Genomic DNA, 15,411 nt, shown 5'->3' with positions numbered 1-15,411 from the left:
CCGAACCGCCACTGCCCACGCTCACCACCATGTCCAATATCGTCAGAATCGCCGCTCTTGTCGTCGTTGCGCTGATTGGCGCGCTGGTGCTGCGTACGCTCTTCGTCGCCGCCGCGGCGCCACGGCCGAGCGCCCCCCCGCAGCTCGTGCGCGTGCCCTACGCCGCAGCCGATCTGCCGGCGGGCCTGCTGCTGCGCGAAAGCGATCTCGCCTGGCGCAATGTCGAGGCGGACAAGGTGCCGAAGGGCGCGCTCGTCGACACCCCGGACCAAAGCGGCAGCAGCCGCCTGAAAGGCGCCCTGCTGCGCGAGAACCTCCCCGCCGGCGCGCCGCTCGTCACCACCGCCGTGACCCAGGCCGACGCGCCCGACTTCCTCGCCGCCGCGCTCAAGCCCGGCTTGCGCGCGGTCTCGGTCGCGATCGACGAGGTCTCGGGCAATGCCGGGCTCATTCAGCCCGGCGACTATGTCGACGTGCTGCTCACCCAGCAGTTGAAGGCTGCAGCCGATGTGCCGGTCGCGCCCGAGCAGTCGGTCGAATCCGAAACGGTGGTGAGGCGCGTGCGCGTGCTCGCGATCGGCTCGGCATTCCAGCGCCAGAAGCCTGCATCCGAGCCCGCGGCGACCAACCCGAGTGCGCGCACGGTCACGCTCGAAGTCTCGCCGCGCACGGCACAGGTGGTCTCGGTCGCGACGCATCTCGGCACGCTCTCGCTCGCGCTGCGCAGCTTCGCCACGAGCGACCGCGACCAGCCGGCCGCCGGCGGCGAGCTCGGCCCCGACACGCCGCCCGTCTGGGCCGGCGACGTCTCCCGAGGGCTGCGGGCCATTGCCCAGCAAAACACGAGCGCGGCAGCCGGCGCGGCTGGCGGCGCGAAGATAGCGCATCCGGTCGTCGTCTATCGGGGTTCGGTGGCAAGCGGCGATACCCCGGCCGCCAACGGCGCGACGGGCACACCGGGCCTGCCGCCGCTGCCGGCAACGCCGCCGCCGGCCGCAGCGCCCGCCATAGCCGCGACGGGCACCCCGGCCGCGGTGCATTGACGACGGGCCTGCCGGAGCTGATCAGGTACCACGACGAACCACGCCACGAGGAGTCCGCCAAACAATGCCCCGCATGCTTCGCTCGATTGCCCGTTCACGTTGGCTCTGGCCGCTCGCCGCCGCACTCGCGTTCACGCTCGCGCATGCCGGAGCGGCCCGCGCCGACAGCGACGGCGGCGCCGTCCTCACGGTCTACGACGGCGGCGGCGAGGTCCTGACGCTCCCCGAGCCAGCGGTCGCCGTGTTCGTGGCCAATCCGGACGTCGCCGACATCCAGGTGCCGACGCCGCGCACGGTCTTCGTGCTCGGCAAGAAGGCCGGCACGACGACGCTGCTCGCGCTCGGCGCGAACAACCGGACGATCCTGCGCAAGACGGTCGTCGTCGCCACCGACGTGCGCTCGCTCCAGCGTCTGCTCGACACGCGTTTCCCGCAGCTGCATCTCACGGTGTCAGGCGCACCGGGTTCGCTGATGGTCGCCGGCGACGTGCCGAGCGCGACCGAGGCCGACTCCGCCCTCGAGACGCTCAAGCCCTATCTCCACGAGAAGGAAACCATCGTCAACAAGATGACGATCGCCCACCCGATCCAGGTGAACCTGCGCGTGCGCGTGACGGAGGTCAACCGCAACATCACCCAGCAGCTCGGCATCAACTGGAACGTGCTCGGCAATTTCGGCTCGCATTTCTTCAGCAGCGTCCTCTTCCCACCCTCGCTGACCTCGTTTTGCGTGTCCAACGGCTGCGCGAGCAGTCTCTCGAACGGCGTCACGCTCGACACCGTGCTGCAGGCCCTCGACCAGGACGGCCTCGTCACGATGTTGGCCGAGCCGAACCTGACCGCGATGTCGGGCGAGACGGCGAGCTTTCTCGCCGGCGGCGAGATCCCGATCCCGGTCGCGCAGAGCGGCTCGGGCGGCAGCATCGCGTCCACCTCCGTCACGGTCGAGTTCAAGCCGTTCGGCGTCTCGCTCGATTTCACGCCGACCGTGCTCGCCGACAACCGGATCAGCCTCAAGGTGCGGCCCGAGGTCAGCCAGCTCGACCAGGCCGATGCCGTGACCCTCAGCGGCTTCAAGATCCCCGCGCTGACGGTGCGCCGCGTCGAGACGACCGTCGAGCTCGCGAGCGGGCAGAGCTTCGCGATTGGCGGTCTCCTGCAAAGCACGGACAGCGACGTGATCGCGCAGGTACCGGGGCTCGGCCGGCTGCCCGTGATCGGGAAGCTCTTCTCGTCGAAGAATTTCCAGGACAACAAAACCGAACTGGTCGTGATCGTCACGCCCTACCTCGTGCAGCCGACGAGCCCGAGCCGCACGCGCCAGGCGATCGAGACGATCACGAAGCCGAGCGGCGATCTCGAGTTCTCGCTCCAGCACGAGTTCGGGCTCGACCCGCTCGCGGGCGACACGCCGCGCCTCACCGGCAATGCCGGCTTCGTCTATTGAACGCGAGGAGCACGCCATGTCCTGCCGAACCCTGACTGCGCTCACCGCGCTTCTCGCTCCCCTCGCCCTCGCCGGCTGCCTGTCCGCCCCGCCGCCGCGCGGCATGCCCGATTCCTCCGTCATCGGCTTCAACGGCACGCAAGCGGTGCCGCCCGACTGCGAGCAGCTCGTCGAGCGCTCGCATTTCGTCGATGCCGGCTTTCGCCGGCCCGGCGTCGCCTTCGGCTGCGCGACCTACACCAACCTCGCGGGCATGCTCGCGCGGCCCGAGGACCTCGTCGACAGCGTGCCCTACGGCGGCGCCGACGCGGGCACCGCGGCGCAGGCCGTGCGCCGCTACGAGGAGGACAAGGTGAAGGAGCCCGCGGCCGCCAAGGTGACGACCACCACAGTCGGCAAATAACCCCCCCCCGCCCCGTCGCGAGCCATCATGAACGTCGCCGAACATCAAGCGCATCCGGAGCACCAGGCCTCGTCGCAGCGTGAGGTGGACTTCCTCGCGATCGTCGCCGACGAAGCGAGCGCGTCCGTGATCAACAACCTGATCCTCGATCAGCACATCTCGCACGCGCAGGCGCGCGTCGGAACCTTCAACGAGACGATCGCGCTCATCGAGAAGATGGAGCACCCGCCGCGCCAGCTGATCGTCGACGTCTCGGACTCGGCCATGCCGCTCTCGGACTTGACGCGCCTCGCGCAGGTCTGCGATCCGTCGGTCGCCGTCATCGCGATCGGCAAGCAAAACGACGTCGGGCTGTTTCGCAACCTGCTGCGCATCGGCGTGCAGGACTACGTCGTCAAGCCGCTCACGGCCGACCTGCTGCGGCGCTCGCTCACGGCGAACGAGCCCGTCATGCAGGTGCGCATGGGCAAGGTCCTCGGCCTCGCCGGCGCGCGCGGCGGCGTCGGCGTCACGACGATCGGCGTCGCGCTCGCGCGGCGGCTCGCCGGCGAGCGGCGCCGCGTCGTCTATCTCGATCTGAATCTGCACGGCGGCTCGGCCTGCTCGCAGCTCGACCTCCCCAGCAACAACGGGCTCATCGAGCTGCTCGAGTTCGATGCGCGGCCCGAGCCGCAGTCGGTCGAACGCATGCTCGTCTCGAAGGGCGGGCGGCTCGCGATCCTCTCGGGCGAGCACCCTTACGGCTCGGAGGTGCCGATCCGCACGGGCGCCGTGGCGGAGATCATCGATACGCTCAAGCGCCATTTCCACTACGTGCTCGTCGATGTGCCCGCTCGCGCCGGGCGCCTCACCGACGAAGCGCTTCACGCGGCCAACCATGTCTATCTCGTCGCGGACCGCTCGGTTCACGGCGCGCACGAATGCGCGCGGCTCGTCCGCTTCGTCCAGGAGCTGCCCGGCGAGCGCAGCGTCTCGGTGCTGCTCAACAATCCGCTCGAGCCCGTCGCGGGCCGCGTGAGCGCCTCGGACTTCGGCGACGCCTTCGGCCGCCTCGTCGCGTGCGAGCTGCCCTACGATCCGAAGGCGCTCGCGTTCGCCGAGAACCTCGGCGAGCCCGTCAACCGCGGCCGCCAGCACAGCGGCTTTCGCGGCGCCATCGACGCGCTCGTGCGCGAGATGACGGGCGCGCAGCACACCGCGAAAACCACGCAGCCCTGGTACGCAAGCCTCCTGAAGAAGCCGGGGAGGAGCGCATGAAGTTCGGCCAGAAAGATCGCGCCCCGGGCGCGCTCCCGGCGACAGCGGCGGTGCCGCCCAAAGCGGCGCATGCCGCCCCCTCGGCCGACACGCACGCCGCGCACGCGCCCCGCGACGACGGCGAGCCGGCGCACGCGTCCGCGCCCTCGCGCCCGCCCGCGCACGCCGCGCACGCCGCGCACGCCGCGCGCGAAACGCTGATCCGCTCGAACAAGTACGACGCGATCCGCACGGCCGTGTTCGCCTTGATGAACATGTCGGCGGCCCTCATGAAAACGCGCGAGGAAGTGCGCAAGGGCATCGCCGAAGTCGCCGCTCACACGGTCGAGCGCAACCGCTTGACGATCACGGCCGCCGAGCAGGCGGCGATCGTCGATGCGCTCCTCAACGACATGTTCGGTCTCGGGCCGATCGAGCCGCTGCTCACGGACGAGACCGTCACGGACATCCTCGTCAACGGTCCCGACCAGGTCTTCGTCGAGCGTAGCGGCAAGCTCGTGCTCACGCCGCTCAAGTTCCGCGACAACCAGCACGTCACCCACGTCGCGCAGCGTATCGCTGCGGCCGTGGGCCGGCGCGTCGACGAGAGCAGCCCGATGGTCGACGCGCGGCTCGCCGACGGCAGCCGCGTGAACGTCGTGCTGCCGCCGATCGCGCTGCGCGGCGCCTCGATCTCGATCCGCAAGTTCTCGAAGCGCAACATCACGCTCGCGCGCATGGCGCAGCAGGGCAACATCTCGCCGGCCATGCTCCAGGTGTTCAAGATCGCCTGCATGTGCCGCCTGAACGTCATCATCTCGGGCGGCACCGGCTCGGGCAAGACGACGCTGCTCAACGCGCTCTCGCAGCACATCGACGAGCACGAGCGCATCGTCACGATCGAGGATGCCGCCGAGCTCCAGTTGCAGCAGCCGCACGTGGTCAGCCTCGAAACGCGCCCCGAGAACTCCGAGGGCCTCGGCGCCGTCTCGCAGCGCGACCTCGTGCGCAACGCGCTGCGGATGCGCCCGGACCGCATCATCCTCGGCGAGACGCGCGGCGCCGAAGCGTTCGACGTGCTCCAGGCGATGAACACGGGCCACGACGGCTCGATGACGACGATTCACGCGAACACGCCGCGCGACGCGATCAGCCGGCTCGAGAGCATGGTCATGATGGCCAACGGCAACCTGCCGCTGCTCTCGATCCGGCGCCAGATCGCCAGCGCCGTGCACATGATCGTCCAGGTCGAGCGCATGCGCGACGGCATGCGGCGCGTGACGCGCGTGACCGAGCTCGTCGGCATGGAGGGCGACGTCGTCATCACGCAGGATCTCTTCTCGTTCCGCCAGAACGCGGGCGCCTCGCGCGACGACGTGAAAGGCGGCTTCGAGACCACCTCGGTGCGGCCCGGGTTCGCGCCGCGCGCCGCCTACTACGGCCAGGAAGCCGCGCTCGCGGAGGCGATCAAGTCATGAGCGTCGCCGATCTCGTCGCCATCGGGGCTTTCTTCATGATCGTGGTCGGCGGACTCATCGTGCTGTCGCTGCTAGACCTCTCGCGCAACCGGCCGGAAGCGCGCGTACGGGAACGGATGCGCCGGCTCGCGGCGAGCCAGCAACAGCGCAAGAAGACCGTGCGGCAGAAGAAGGCGAAAGGCGTCGCGCTCTTCAACCTCGAGCGCGACAGCAATCGCATCGCTGTCTGGTTCCGGCGGTATGTCGCGCGCGTGCGCGCCGTGGGCGGCCCGCGCGGACCTTACTTCATCGTCGCGGCCCTCTGTGCGGGGTTCCTCGCCGCCCTCGTCGCAGGCGCTCTCGCCAATCTGCCGGGGGTGCTCGCCGTGCCGCTCGCCATTGCGGCGTCCGCCCTGGCGGCACGCATGACCCACCGCTTCCTCGTGCAGCGCTTTCGCGCCCGCTTTCTCGAAGCCTTCCCCGACGCGATCGATCTCATCGTGCGCGCCGTGCGCGCCGGCATTCCGGTCGTGCAGGCGATCGGCACGGTGGGACACGAGGCCGAGGAGCCCGTGCGCTCGGCGTTCCGCACGATGGGCGACGGCCTGCTCCTCGGCGCCGATCTGAAAGAGGTGCTCACGCAAGCCGGCGAGCGGCTCCAGATCGCGGACTTCTCGTTCTTCATGGTCTACCTGCTGATGCAGCGCGAGACCGGCGGCAGTCTCGGAGAGACGCTCGAGGAGCTCTCCGAGATCATCCGCGCGCGCCGCGACATCCGCGTCAAGACGCGCGCGCTGACGGCCGAAGGGCGCATCACGACGCAGATCATCTCGGTCATCCCGTTCGTGCTCGCCGGCTTCCTCTATCTCGTGAACCGGCCGTACACGATGCTGCTCTTCGAGACGCGCGCGGGCCACAAGATCCTGGCGGTCTCGGCGGTGATGCTCGTCATCGGCCTTACCTTGATTCGCAAGATAGCGAGACTGGACACGTCGCGATGAACCTGCTCCTTCACACCTTCGGCACCGGCGGCGCCTTCGATCTGGCGCTGCTCGGCCTGCTCGCCGGCGCCATCGCCCTGACGCTGCTGCGCTCGCGCCAGCCCACGAGACGCCGCATCGCGCAACGCATGCGGCTCGCCGTGACGCGCGCCGGCACGCCCCGCTCGCGCGCCGGCGGGCCGGATGCGGCCGACCAGCTGAAGGAAACCCTCTCCCGGCACCTCGCGTTCGTCGGCGAGCGCGTGTCGATGTTCGGCCCCGACCAGCGCGCCGCGCTCGCGGGAAAGCTCATGAACGCCGGCTTTCGCGACCGCCGCGCCGTCGCCGTGATGGTCGGGCTGAAACTTTTCTGGGGCACGCTCTTCGCGCTCGCCGCGATCGCCGGCGGGCCGTTCGTGCCGCGCTTCGGGGAAATCTTCGCGTTTCGCGCGCTGATGATGGCGGGCGCGTTCGTCATCGGCCTCATCGTGCCGGAGTACGCGCTCGGCTTCGTGGCCCGGCAGCGCAAGAAGGCGATCGCCGTGTGCCTGTCCGACGCGATCGACCTGCTCGTGATCTGCACCAACGCGGGCAACAGCCTCCTCGTGAGCATCAAGCGCGTGGCGCAGGAACTCACGCGCATCTGCCCGCCGCTCGCCGACGAGCTGAAGCTGACCGCCGACGAGCTGCAGGTCTCCGGCAACATCGCGTCCGCGCTGCGCAACCTCGCGCTGCGCACGGGCCTGCCGTCGTTGCGCAGCCTCGCGACGACGCTGATCCAGTCGCAGCAGTACGGCACCCCGATCACCCAGGCCTTGCGCACGCTCTCGCAAACGATGCGCAAGGAACAGATGGTCACGCTCGAGGAAAAAGCCGCGAAGCTCGCGCCGAAGATGACGGTGCCGATGATGCTGTTCATTCTCCCGACCGTCGCGATGATCGCCGCGGGCCCGGCGATCATCCGCCTCATCGCGGTCTTCCATAACCAACAGCCATGAAGACGACATCCGCCCTTGCGCGCGCAGCCTCCCCGTTCGCTTGTCTGGCGGCGGCGCTTCTCATGGCCGCGCCGGCCGCCCTGCTCGTGGGCTGCTCGAGCACACGCGACGAGATCAAGCTGCAGCCCGCGCTCTCGCATCCCGAGCGCGATCCCTCGGCGGATCTGAAGCTCGCCGCGAGCGCGCTCGCGAGCGGCAACGTCGAGCTGGCCGAAACGCTCTACAACAAGGTGCTCGCCGCCAAGCCCCACTCGTTCGAAGCGAGGCTCGGGCTGGCCGACACCCGCTATCTGGCCGGCGATTTCGAGCGCGCCCGCGTGCTCTATGGAGAAGCCCTCGCGGCCAAGCCCGGCGAGTCCGGCGCGCAGCTCGGGCTCGCCCGCGTGGCGCTGCGTCAGCGCCGTCTCTCCGAGGCGCAGGGCCTCTATCGCCAGCTGCTCGCGAAGGATCCCGGCAACGCCGCGGCCAGCGAAGGTCTCGGCACCTCGCTCGATCTCGAAGGCCGCCATGGCGAAGCCGAGGCCGTGTATCGCGAAGGGCTGCGCGTGCATCCCGACGAACACGGGCTGCGCGTCGATCTCGGGCTCTCGCTCGTGCTCGCGGGCCGTCCGCGCGAGGGCGTCAACGTCCTGCTCGACGTGACGGGCCTCACGGACGCGCCCTGGCAGGCGCGCGCCGACCTCGCGTTCGCCTACGGCGTGCTCGGCAACACGGACTCGGCGAAGAAGATCCTCTCGCTCGAGCTCCCTCCCTCGGCCGTCGACGACAACTTGCAGCTCTATCGGGTCGTGCGCGAGCGGCTCGGCGCGCACGCCGCCACGGCGGCGGCGCCTGCCGCCGCCGTGCTCCCCGCATCGGCCGGCGCGAGCCCGGGCATGCCGGGCGTTGCTGCCGCGCAGGCGGAGGCATCGCAATGAAGCGCGCGCCCCCCATCGCCCGGCGCGCCCATGAACGCGGCGTCGCCTCGCTAGAATTCGTGCTCATGCTGCCGTTCCTGCTGACGACGCTGTTCGGCATCATCGACACGAGCCTCATCCTGACCGACAAGGCGATCATCACGAACGCGAGCCGCGAGGCCGCCCGCTCCGGTGTCACCGTCCATGTGCCGGTGCTCACGACGACGCAGATCCAGACCGTCGCGCTCAATTACCTGAACAACAACCTGGTCGCGGGCGGCACGGCGTCGACACCGACCGTCACGGTGAGCCAGCCGAGCGGCACCAGCTCCGGCGATCCGCTCACGGTGACGGTCAGCTACACCTACAACGGCATCGTCCTCGGCTCGGCGTTCAGCGCGATCACGGGCTCCGTCACGCTGAGCGCAGCGACGACCATGAACTACGAGTGAAATGCGGGAGGCCGCCATGCCACACGCCACTACCCGTCCGAGAAACCGTGCCGAGCGCGGCTCCGTGACGCTGTTCTTTCTGCTGTTCCTGATCCCGCTGCTGATGTTCGGCGCCTTCGCCATCGACCTCGCGCGCGTGGCCGTCGTGCGCAACGAGCTGCAGAACGCCGCCGATGCAGCGGCGCTCGCCGGCGCCGCCAATCTGATGTCGAACTCCGCCACCTCGCCCTCGACCTCGGGCACGCCGAGCTGGACGTCGGCCTCGACGGCCGCGACGAGCGGCATCTCGCTGAACGCCTCGGACGGCGTGACGCTTTCGACGGACACGGTCCAGTACGGCTACTGGAACGTGTCCGGCACGCCCTCCAGCATGCAGTCGTCCACCCTGACGCTCAGTTCCTACGACACGAACGACGTACCGGCCGTCCAGGTCACGGTCACGCGCCAGACGAGCGTCAACGGCGGCCCCATCGGCCTGCTGCTCGCCCACCTCTTCGGCGTCTCCAGCACGACGGGCAGCGCGACGGCCGTGGCCATCATGGCCGCGCCGGGCACGGTCAACGCGGGCGGGCTCTTTCCCGTCGCGCTCGACAAGTGCATCTACGACCAATACTGGAACTCGAGCACGAACCAGCCGCTCATCGACCCGACGACGGGCGCGCCCTACGAGTTCGAGATCACCAACGGCCAGACCTACGGCACCTCCTCGTGCTCGGCCGGCCAATGGACGTCGTTCCTCGTCCAGGCGAGCGACACGCCGACGATTCGCACCCTCATCGCGGACGGCAATCCGTCGGCCATCAGCATCGGCAACAGCATCTGGCTCGAGCCCGGCGCGAAGACCACGCTCTACAGCTCGGTGCCCACGGGCACGACCGTGCTGATGCCCGTCGCCACGCTCACGTCGTCGAATACCTACGTGCAGGTCGTCGCGTTCGCGGCGTTCTACATCGATAACTCGTGCGGCGGCAGCAGCAAGTACATCCAGGGGCACTTCGTCGCCAACTACAAGATATCGGTGTCGACGAGCGGCGTCGGGCCGCCTTTCGGCGCGTACACGCCGCCGCGGCTCGCGCTCTAGCACTCGCGCCAAACGGGGGAAACCATGCCCGATGAGACCGATAAGCCGCTGATCTCGCTGATCGTGCCGTTCTACAACGAGGAGGCGGCCGTCGAGCCGTTCTTCGCCGAAACCGTGCCGGTGCTGGAGGCGATCGACTGGATCCGCTTCGAGATCGTCTGCATCAACGACGGCAGCAGCGACGGCACGCTCGATGCGCTCATCGCATCCGGCGCGCGCGATGCGCGCATTCGCGTGGTCGACCTCACGCGCAACTTCGGCAAGGAGGCGGCGCTGACGGCCGGCCTCGACGAGGCGGCGGGAGACGCCGTCATCCCGATCGACTGCGATCTGCAGGACCCGCCGAGCCTCATCCCGGTCATGGCCGAGGAATGGAAAAAGGGCGCCGAGGTCGTGGCCGCGCGACGCACCGACCGCGCCAGCGACACCTTCATGAAGCGCGCCATGTCCGCGCTCTACTACCGGTTCCACAACGCGCTCGCCGAGGTCAAGCTGCCCGAGAACGTCGGCGACTTCCGCCTGATGGACCGCCGCGTCGTCGATGCCCTGCAAGATCTGCCCGAGCGCCACCGTTTCATGAAGGGGCTCTTCGCGTGGGTCGGCTTCAGGACCGTCATCGTCGACTACCGGCGCGAGCCGCGCCGCCACGGCGCCTCGAAATTCTCCGGATGGCGGCTCTGGAACCTCGCGCTCGAAGGCATCACGAGCTTCAGCACGGTGCCGCTCAGGATATGGACCTACCTCGGGCTTGCGATCGCCTTCTCGGCCTTCGGCTACGCGGGATTCATCGTCTTGCGCACGCTGCTGTTCGGCAACCCGGTGCCGGGCTACGCCTCGCTCATCACGATCATCCTCTTCATGGGCGGCATCCAGCTCATCGGCATCGGCGTGGTGGGCGAATACATGGGCCGCATCTACGACGAGGCGAAGCATCGCCCCGTCTATCTCGTGCGCGGCCGCTATCGCGGCAACCATGCCGTCGGCGAGTTGAGCGCGGCGAGCGGCATCCGGGAGAGAGAGCGACGCGCGCGGCAGGTTGACGAGGAGCAAAGCCATGCCGCATGACGAGGTGCGAGCCGGTCTCGCACTCCCGCCCGTCACACGCGGCCCGCTTGCGCCGAGTGCGCGCGGGTGGCTGACGCGCGAGCGGCTCGTCGTCTACGGTCTCGCGATGCTCGTGCTCGAAGCCGTCTTTCTCGTCACCTGGGCGGGCGTGAGTCATGGCTTCACGACGGCGAACGCCGGGCGGCCCGGCGCGGACTTCTCGGTGTTCTGGGCGGCCGCGCGGTTGGCGCGCGACGGCGTGCCCTGGCAGGCCTACGACACCTCCCTGTTCACGCACCTCGAAGTGATGCTGGGGCACGCGCCCCCCGGCAGCTTCGGGCCGTGGTTCTATCCGCCGACCTTCCTCGCCGCCGTGATGCCGCTCGCCTGGCTGCCGTTCGGGCCTTATCCGTGGGGCTATGTGTCGTTCGCCGCGCTCGGCGTGCTGGCCTACACGAGCGCCACGCTGAGCGTGTCCGGCCTCGCTCGGACGTTCGAGAGGCCATGGCTTGCCGCGCTGCTCGTGGCAGGCGCCCCGTGCGTGTTCATCGGCGTCGTCGCGGGGCAGAATTCGCTGCTCACGGCCGCGCTCGCGGCGGGCGCCATCGCCATGCTCGAACGGCGGCCGCTCGCGGCAGGCATCCTGATCGGCCTGCTCGCCGTCAAGCCGCAGTTCGCGCTCCTCTTTCCGCTCGTGCTCTGCGCCGCGCGTGCCTGGCGCGCCTTCGCGGCCGCCGCGGCGAGCGCGCTGACGTTCACGGCGGCGAGCGTCTGGCTGTGCGGGATGCGCTCGCTAACGGGGTTCTTCGCCAACATGAGCCTCGCGCGCGAATTCATCCTCGAGCGCGACGTGGCTTTCTCATTCGCTTCGCCGACGCCGTTCGCCGTGCTGCGCTTCTCCGGGGCGCCGCTCGCGGCGGCCTATGCCGCGCAGGCGGCCGTGGCCGCCGTCGCCGCCGCGGCCGCCTGGCATGTCTGGAAGCGCACCGCCGACGCCCGGTTGCGCGCCATGACGCTCGGCGCCGCCGCGCTGCTCACGACGCCCTACGCGTGGCACTACGAACTGGCGTGGCTCGGCATCGCCGTCGCGAGCCTCGCTGCGCTCGGGCTCGAGAGCGGATGGCGGCGCGGCGAGGCAGCCGTCGTCGCGCTCGCCTGGCTGCTGCCGCTTTACGAGTACTTCAATATCTGGGCGGGGCTCGCGCAGATCGGCCCGCTCGTGCTGCTTTCGGTCCTATGGGTCGCGTTGCGGCGCGTGGGGCAGCGGCAAGCGTAGTCGAACGGGACGCGGCTCGCGCCCGGCGAATCGGCTACCCAAGCACCGTGATGCGCGCCCACATCCCGCCCTCGGGATGATTGCCCAGTACCAGCGTCGCCCCGCAGCTCTCCGCGAGCCGGCTGACGATGGCGAGCCCCATCCCCCAGTTTTCGCAGAGACTGCCCATCGCTTCAGGACGCACGGACGGCTGTTGCAGCGCGGGCAGGTGGCGCTCCTCGATGCCCGAGCCGTGATCGCGCACGCTGAGCGTGCAGGTTCGCGGCCCGCGCGCGGTGCCGATCTCGATCGGCGGCGCACCGTGCAGGAGCGCGTTGCCGACGAGGTTGCCGATCATCCGTTCGAGCGCCGCGCGCGGCAGCATGAACTGCGGGCCGGCCCTGAGATCGAGGCGCAGCGACCGCTCGTCGAGCGCGCCGCCCTCCAGCGACCAGTCGCGCAAGTAGGCATCGACCGGCACGAGCGCCGAGTTCGCCGCCGCGCCCGGCGCGGCTATGTCGATGAATTGATTCGCGACGGCGGCAAATGCCTCGATCTCCTCGATGAACGCCGCCCGCTGGTGCCACTTGCCGAGCGTGAGCGCACGCAGGCGCAACCGGGAGACCCGCACGTCGATGTGCCGTCCGAAAGCCGACAGTGCCTCCGCTTGCTCGTCGAGCGCGCACTTGCGGCGGCACATGAGCTCCGCGAACGTGCGGGCGGCGGCGCGCACGCGGCGCGGCCCGCCGGTGCACGCGGATGCGCCGCCGCACGCATGGGACTCGCGTATCGTGCGCGCCAGATCGCGCATCGCGCGCTGCATGCGGCGCGACCAGAGGCACACGCCGAGGAGCGCGAGCGGCGCGGCGATCAGCAGCGGCGCGAGGCCCCCATCGATCGGCGCATCCGGCTGGCCGCCGCTCTCCGGCAGACGCGAGCCGGCGACGCGGACCAACGCCTGCGGCAAGCAGCCTTCGCTCAGCAGGTTGCGCACGAGCGGCGCGTTCAAATCGACGATGCGCGGCTTGACGGAGACACTGGGCTTGATCGCCAAAGCGCTCGCGGCGCGCGCAGCGGATGCGTCCACGCGCGAATGCGGGTGCGGCGCCGCGGCCGAATCGGCGGCGAGCGCCTGTCCGCCGTCGAGCCATGGCGCGGAGAACGGAAGTGGAATGCCGCCATGCATGGCGAGCAATACGGCGACCGACAGCAGCGCCGCTCTTGCAAACGAGGTCTTCACGGTTACGCTTCGCCGTTACTTTTTTACCAATGCCAATGATCGCCGAGCCGGCATTCGGCAAAACGCGGAAGACCTTGCGGATTTGGCTTCTATTTTCCGATTCCCCTTGGAACCCCGCCGCAATCAATCCTTCATCAAGTCCCGCCAGGGTATCGAGCGCCTTACCGCGCCTTACTTGCACCTCGCTGTCACCCCCTGCTGTTGCGCTGTTCCGTCAGAGAAAAACCCTTTCGATCCCGTACGGAGACTGCACATGAATGCTGCCCCCTAGCCTCGACTTCGACGTACCGCCACCGGCGCGCCCGCCGACGGCGCCTACCCCTACGTCTGGAACAACGTCCTGTACGACGCCGCCTTCGGCGTCACCTCGCGCATCGTTCTCGACCAGATCGCGCCGTCGGGCGCGTGGACCGCAACGGACACTTCCGCTTCACCGAGACCAACGCCTCTTTCGGACTCTGGTTCGCCGATGCGAATACGCTCTACGTGGCCGATGAAGGCGATGGCTACGCGGGCGGCGCGGATCTCTACACGCACGCGGCCGGGCAAACGGCGGCCGGGCTGCAGAAGTGGGCGTGCAGCGCCGGGACGAAGCGCTGGAGTCCCGCCTATACGCTGCAGGCCGGGTTGAATCTCGGTGCACGGTATTCGGTGCCGGGCTAGCCGCCGGGCACGAACTCGGTCACCGGCCTGCCGTGGGCGCCGGCGACGGATGGGCTGCGGAACCTGACGGGACGTGTCGACAATGACGGCACCGTAACGATCTGGGCGATCACGTCGACGGTCAGCGGCAACGGCGATACCGGTGCGGATCCGAACAAGCTGGTTGCGGTTCGGGACGTGCTCAAGAACACCGACGCGAGCCGCGCCGCGCGGGACACGCCAGGACACCGCTTTTCGAACGTGCGGCCAAGCGCCTGACGGTCGCGCCACGCGGCCGTTGTTGCCCCGATATCACATTGTGTCAAGCCTATATGCAGAAACCCATACTCACGAACATTGCTGCAAACCAATACTCCCAGACTCGATACGTTCGATGATCTTCCGCGCGTCCATGCCGATTGATCACTCTCCATGCAAGGATCAAAGACAGCAAAACAGAAACGATAAAACACACGTCGACCTGCGGTGGGGTATGCCGTGAAACTCGCATAAGCAGGAATTCCGGCAGCAATAAAGACACGAAAGCAATCGCGAACAAGACGCGCGCGAAGCTTTCGCCGAATACCATGGGAAACGTGCGCCGCCCTACCGCACGATCGCCGTCGAGATCGCGCAGATCCTGGACCGCGATCGTCATGACGGTCATCCCCAGCATCCAGGCGCCCCAACGCCAGATCTCGAAACTCATTGGCGCCATGGCTTGCCACTGCGCCGCCATCATGCTCAGCAGCGCCAATGGCGGCAAAACGCTCTTTGCCCACCACTGGCGCGACAAGCCAAGGTGGGCGTGCAACAACGATACCGTGAGAACGGCGACCGCCCACCAGATTGTTCCTAACGCGTATGTAAGAAGCAGAATTGTCAGCCAGATTGCGAAACATCGAATTCTTAACTGACTCAATGTCACCATTCCGGCGGCGAGAGGCCGCCAAGGCTTGTTCAGGCGATCCTCTTCTTCGGCTCGCCATTGCTCCGAAAGCGCTACGCCATAAAACAGAAGGCAAATTTGCACGATCGCAACAAGGAGACGCTCGACTTCGGCCGCATTGATCGCGGAAGCATGCAACAGCGCCGAGACCGATACCGCTGCGCCCGGATAGATGGTTGTCCATAGATCGCTTCGGACGAAACGATAGGCAATGCGTAGCTCAAGGCGAATCTGCTTGAGCAGGTCAGTCAATGTCTGTTCCCTTGTTGCACGGATCGATTCACGATG

At 68.6% G+C, this 15,411-nt stretch carries 16 protein-coding genes; 13 read left to right on the top strand and 3 right to left on the bottom strand.

Features of this window, described 5'->3' with window-relative positions:
* The first annotated feature begins 29 nt into the window (after positions 1-29).
* The 12 genes from cpaB to FAZ69_RS20545 all read left to right on the top strand — a co-directional run bounded on the left by cpaB (position 30) and on the right by FAZ69_RS20545 (position 12,313).
* On the top strand, positions 30-1,043 hold the full coding sequence (gene cpaB, locus FAZ69_RS20600) for a Flp pilus assembly protein CpaB (RefSeq protein ID WP_136896942.1): 1,014 nt from the start codon (positions 30-32) through the stop codon (positions 1,041-1,043).
* A gap of 64 nt (positions 1,044-1,107) precedes the next feature.
* On the top strand, positions 1,108-2,490 hold the full coding sequence (locus FAZ69_RS20595; protein WP_136896941.1) for a type II and III secretion system protein family protein: 1,383 nt from the start codon (positions 1,108-1,110) through the stop codon (positions 2,488-2,490).
* Between the two features lie 16 nt (positions 2,491-2,506).
* Positions 2,507-2,893: a CpaD family pilus assembly lipoprotein gene (locus FAZ69_RS20590; protein ID WP_136896940.1), complete on the top strand. Its 387-nt coding sequence runs from the start codon at positions 2,507-2,509 to the stop codon at positions 2,891-2,893.
* A 27-nt stretch (positions 2,894-2,920) separates the two neighbouring features.
* On the top strand, positions 2,921-4,150 hold the full coding sequence (locus FAZ69_RS20585) for a CpaE/TadZ family protein (RefSeq protein WP_136896939.1): 1,230 nt from the start codon (positions 2,921-2,923) through the stop codon (positions 4,148-4,150).
* The gene (locus FAZ69_RS20580; protein WP_240702378.1) at positions 4,147-5,607 is read left to right on the top strand and encodes a TadA family conjugal transfer-associated ATPase; all 1,461 of its coding nucleotides are present in this window, start codon (positions 4,147-4,149) and stop codon (positions 5,605-5,607) included. Before FAZ69_RS20585 ends, FAZ69_RS20580 begins: the two co-directional genes overlap by 4 nt.
* Positions 5,604-6,587 (top strand): type II secretion system F family protein, encoded by a 984-nt coding sequence (locus tag FAZ69_RS20575; RefSeq protein ID WP_136896938.1) that lies wholly within the window; start codon positions 5,604-5,606, stop codon positions 6,585-6,587. The genes FAZ69_RS20580 and FAZ69_RS20575 overlap by 4 nt, the downstream gene beginning before the upstream one ends.
* Positions 6,584-7,564 carry a type II secretion system F family protein gene (locus FAZ69_RS20570; RefSeq protein ID WP_136896937.1) on the top strand — a complete coding sequence of 327 codons (981 nt, stop codon included), beginning with the start codon at positions 6,584-6,586 and terminating at the stop codon, positions 7,562-7,564. The genes FAZ69_RS20575 and FAZ69_RS20570 overlap by 4 nt, the downstream gene beginning before the upstream one ends.
* Complete coding sequence (locus FAZ69_RS20565) at positions 7,561-8,481, top strand: tetratricopeptide repeat protein (protein WP_240702377.1); 921 nt, start codon at positions 7,561-7,563, stop codon at positions 8,479-8,481. The genes FAZ69_RS20570 and FAZ69_RS20565 overlap by 4 nt, the downstream gene beginning before the upstream one ends.
* Positions 8,478-8,912, top strand: a complete 435-nt coding sequence (locus FAZ69_RS20560; RefSeq protein ID WP_136896936.1) for a TadE/TadG family type IV pilus assembly protein — start codon at positions 8,478-8,480, stop codon at positions 8,910-8,912. The genes FAZ69_RS20565 and FAZ69_RS20560 overlap by 4 nt, the downstream gene beginning before the upstream one ends.
* A gap of 1 nt (position 8,913) precedes the next feature.
* Entirely contained in the window at positions 8,914-9,993 is a 1,080-nt protein-coding gene (locus FAZ69_RS20555; RefSeq protein WP_136896935.1) for a pilus assembly protein TadG-related protein, read from the top strand.
* Between the two features lie 24 nt (positions 9,994-10,017).
* Complete coding sequence (locus tag FAZ69_RS20550; RefSeq protein ID WP_136896934.1) at positions 10,018-11,058, top strand: glycosyltransferase family 2 protein; 1,041 nt, start codon at positions 10,018-10,020, stop codon at positions 11,056-11,058.
* Positions 11,048-12,313 carry a glycosyltransferase family 87 protein gene (locus tag FAZ69_RS20545; protein WP_136896933.1) on the top strand — a complete coding sequence of 422 codons (1,266 nt, stop codon included), beginning with the start codon at positions 11,048-11,050 and terminating at the stop codon, positions 12,311-12,313. Before FAZ69_RS20550 ends, FAZ69_RS20545 begins: the two co-directional genes overlap by 11 nt.
* A gap of 34 nt (positions 12,314-12,347) precedes the next feature.
* On the opposite strand, the gene FAZ69_RS20540 is transcribed toward FAZ69_RS20545, so the two are convergent.
* Positions 12,348-13,532 carry an ATP-binding protein gene (locus tag FAZ69_RS20540; protein ID WP_136896932.1) on the bottom strand — a complete coding sequence of 395 codons (1,185 nt, stop codon included), beginning with the start codon at positions 13,530-13,532 and terminating at the stop codon, positions 12,348-12,350.
* Positions 13,533-13,937: 405 nt separating this feature from the next.
* Between FAZ69_RS20540 and FAZ69_RS34015 the strand changes: the two genes are divergently transcribed.
* Positions 13,938-14,195 carry a hypothetical protein gene (locus FAZ69_RS34015; protein ID WP_240702373.1) on the top strand — a complete coding sequence of 86 codons (258 nt, stop codon included), beginning with the start codon at positions 13,938-13,940 and terminating at the stop codon, positions 14,193-14,195.
* Here the strand turns inward: FAZ69_RS34015 and FAZ69_RS34010 are convergent.
* Both FAZ69_RS34010 and FAZ69_RS20530 read right to left on the bottom strand, forming a co-directional pair.
* Complete coding sequence (locus FAZ69_RS34010; RefSeq protein WP_240702372.1) at positions 14,192-14,500, bottom strand: hypothetical protein; 309 nt, start codon at positions 14,498-14,500, stop codon at positions 14,192-14,194. The two genes, FAZ69_RS34015 and FAZ69_RS34010, sit on opposite strands and share 4 nt — an antisense overlap.
* Positions 14,501-14,502: 2 nt before the next feature.
* Positions 14,503-15,375 (bottom strand): UbiA family prenyltransferase, encoded by an 873-nt coding sequence (locus FAZ69_RS20530; protein ID WP_169708710.1) that lies wholly within the window; start codon positions 15,373-15,375, stop codon positions 14,503-14,505.
* Between the last annotated feature and the right edge of the window lie 36 nt (positions 15,376-15,411).

It is taken from the genome of Trinickia terrae (assembly GCF_005144415.1).
Taxonomy (GTDB): Bacteria; Pseudomonadota; Gammaproteobacteria; order Burkholderiales; family Burkholderiaceae; genus Trinickia_A; species Trinickia_A terrae.
The sequence above is the reverse complement of the archived record's forward strand: the minus strand, read 5'-3'. Positions and strand labels throughout refer to the sequence as shown.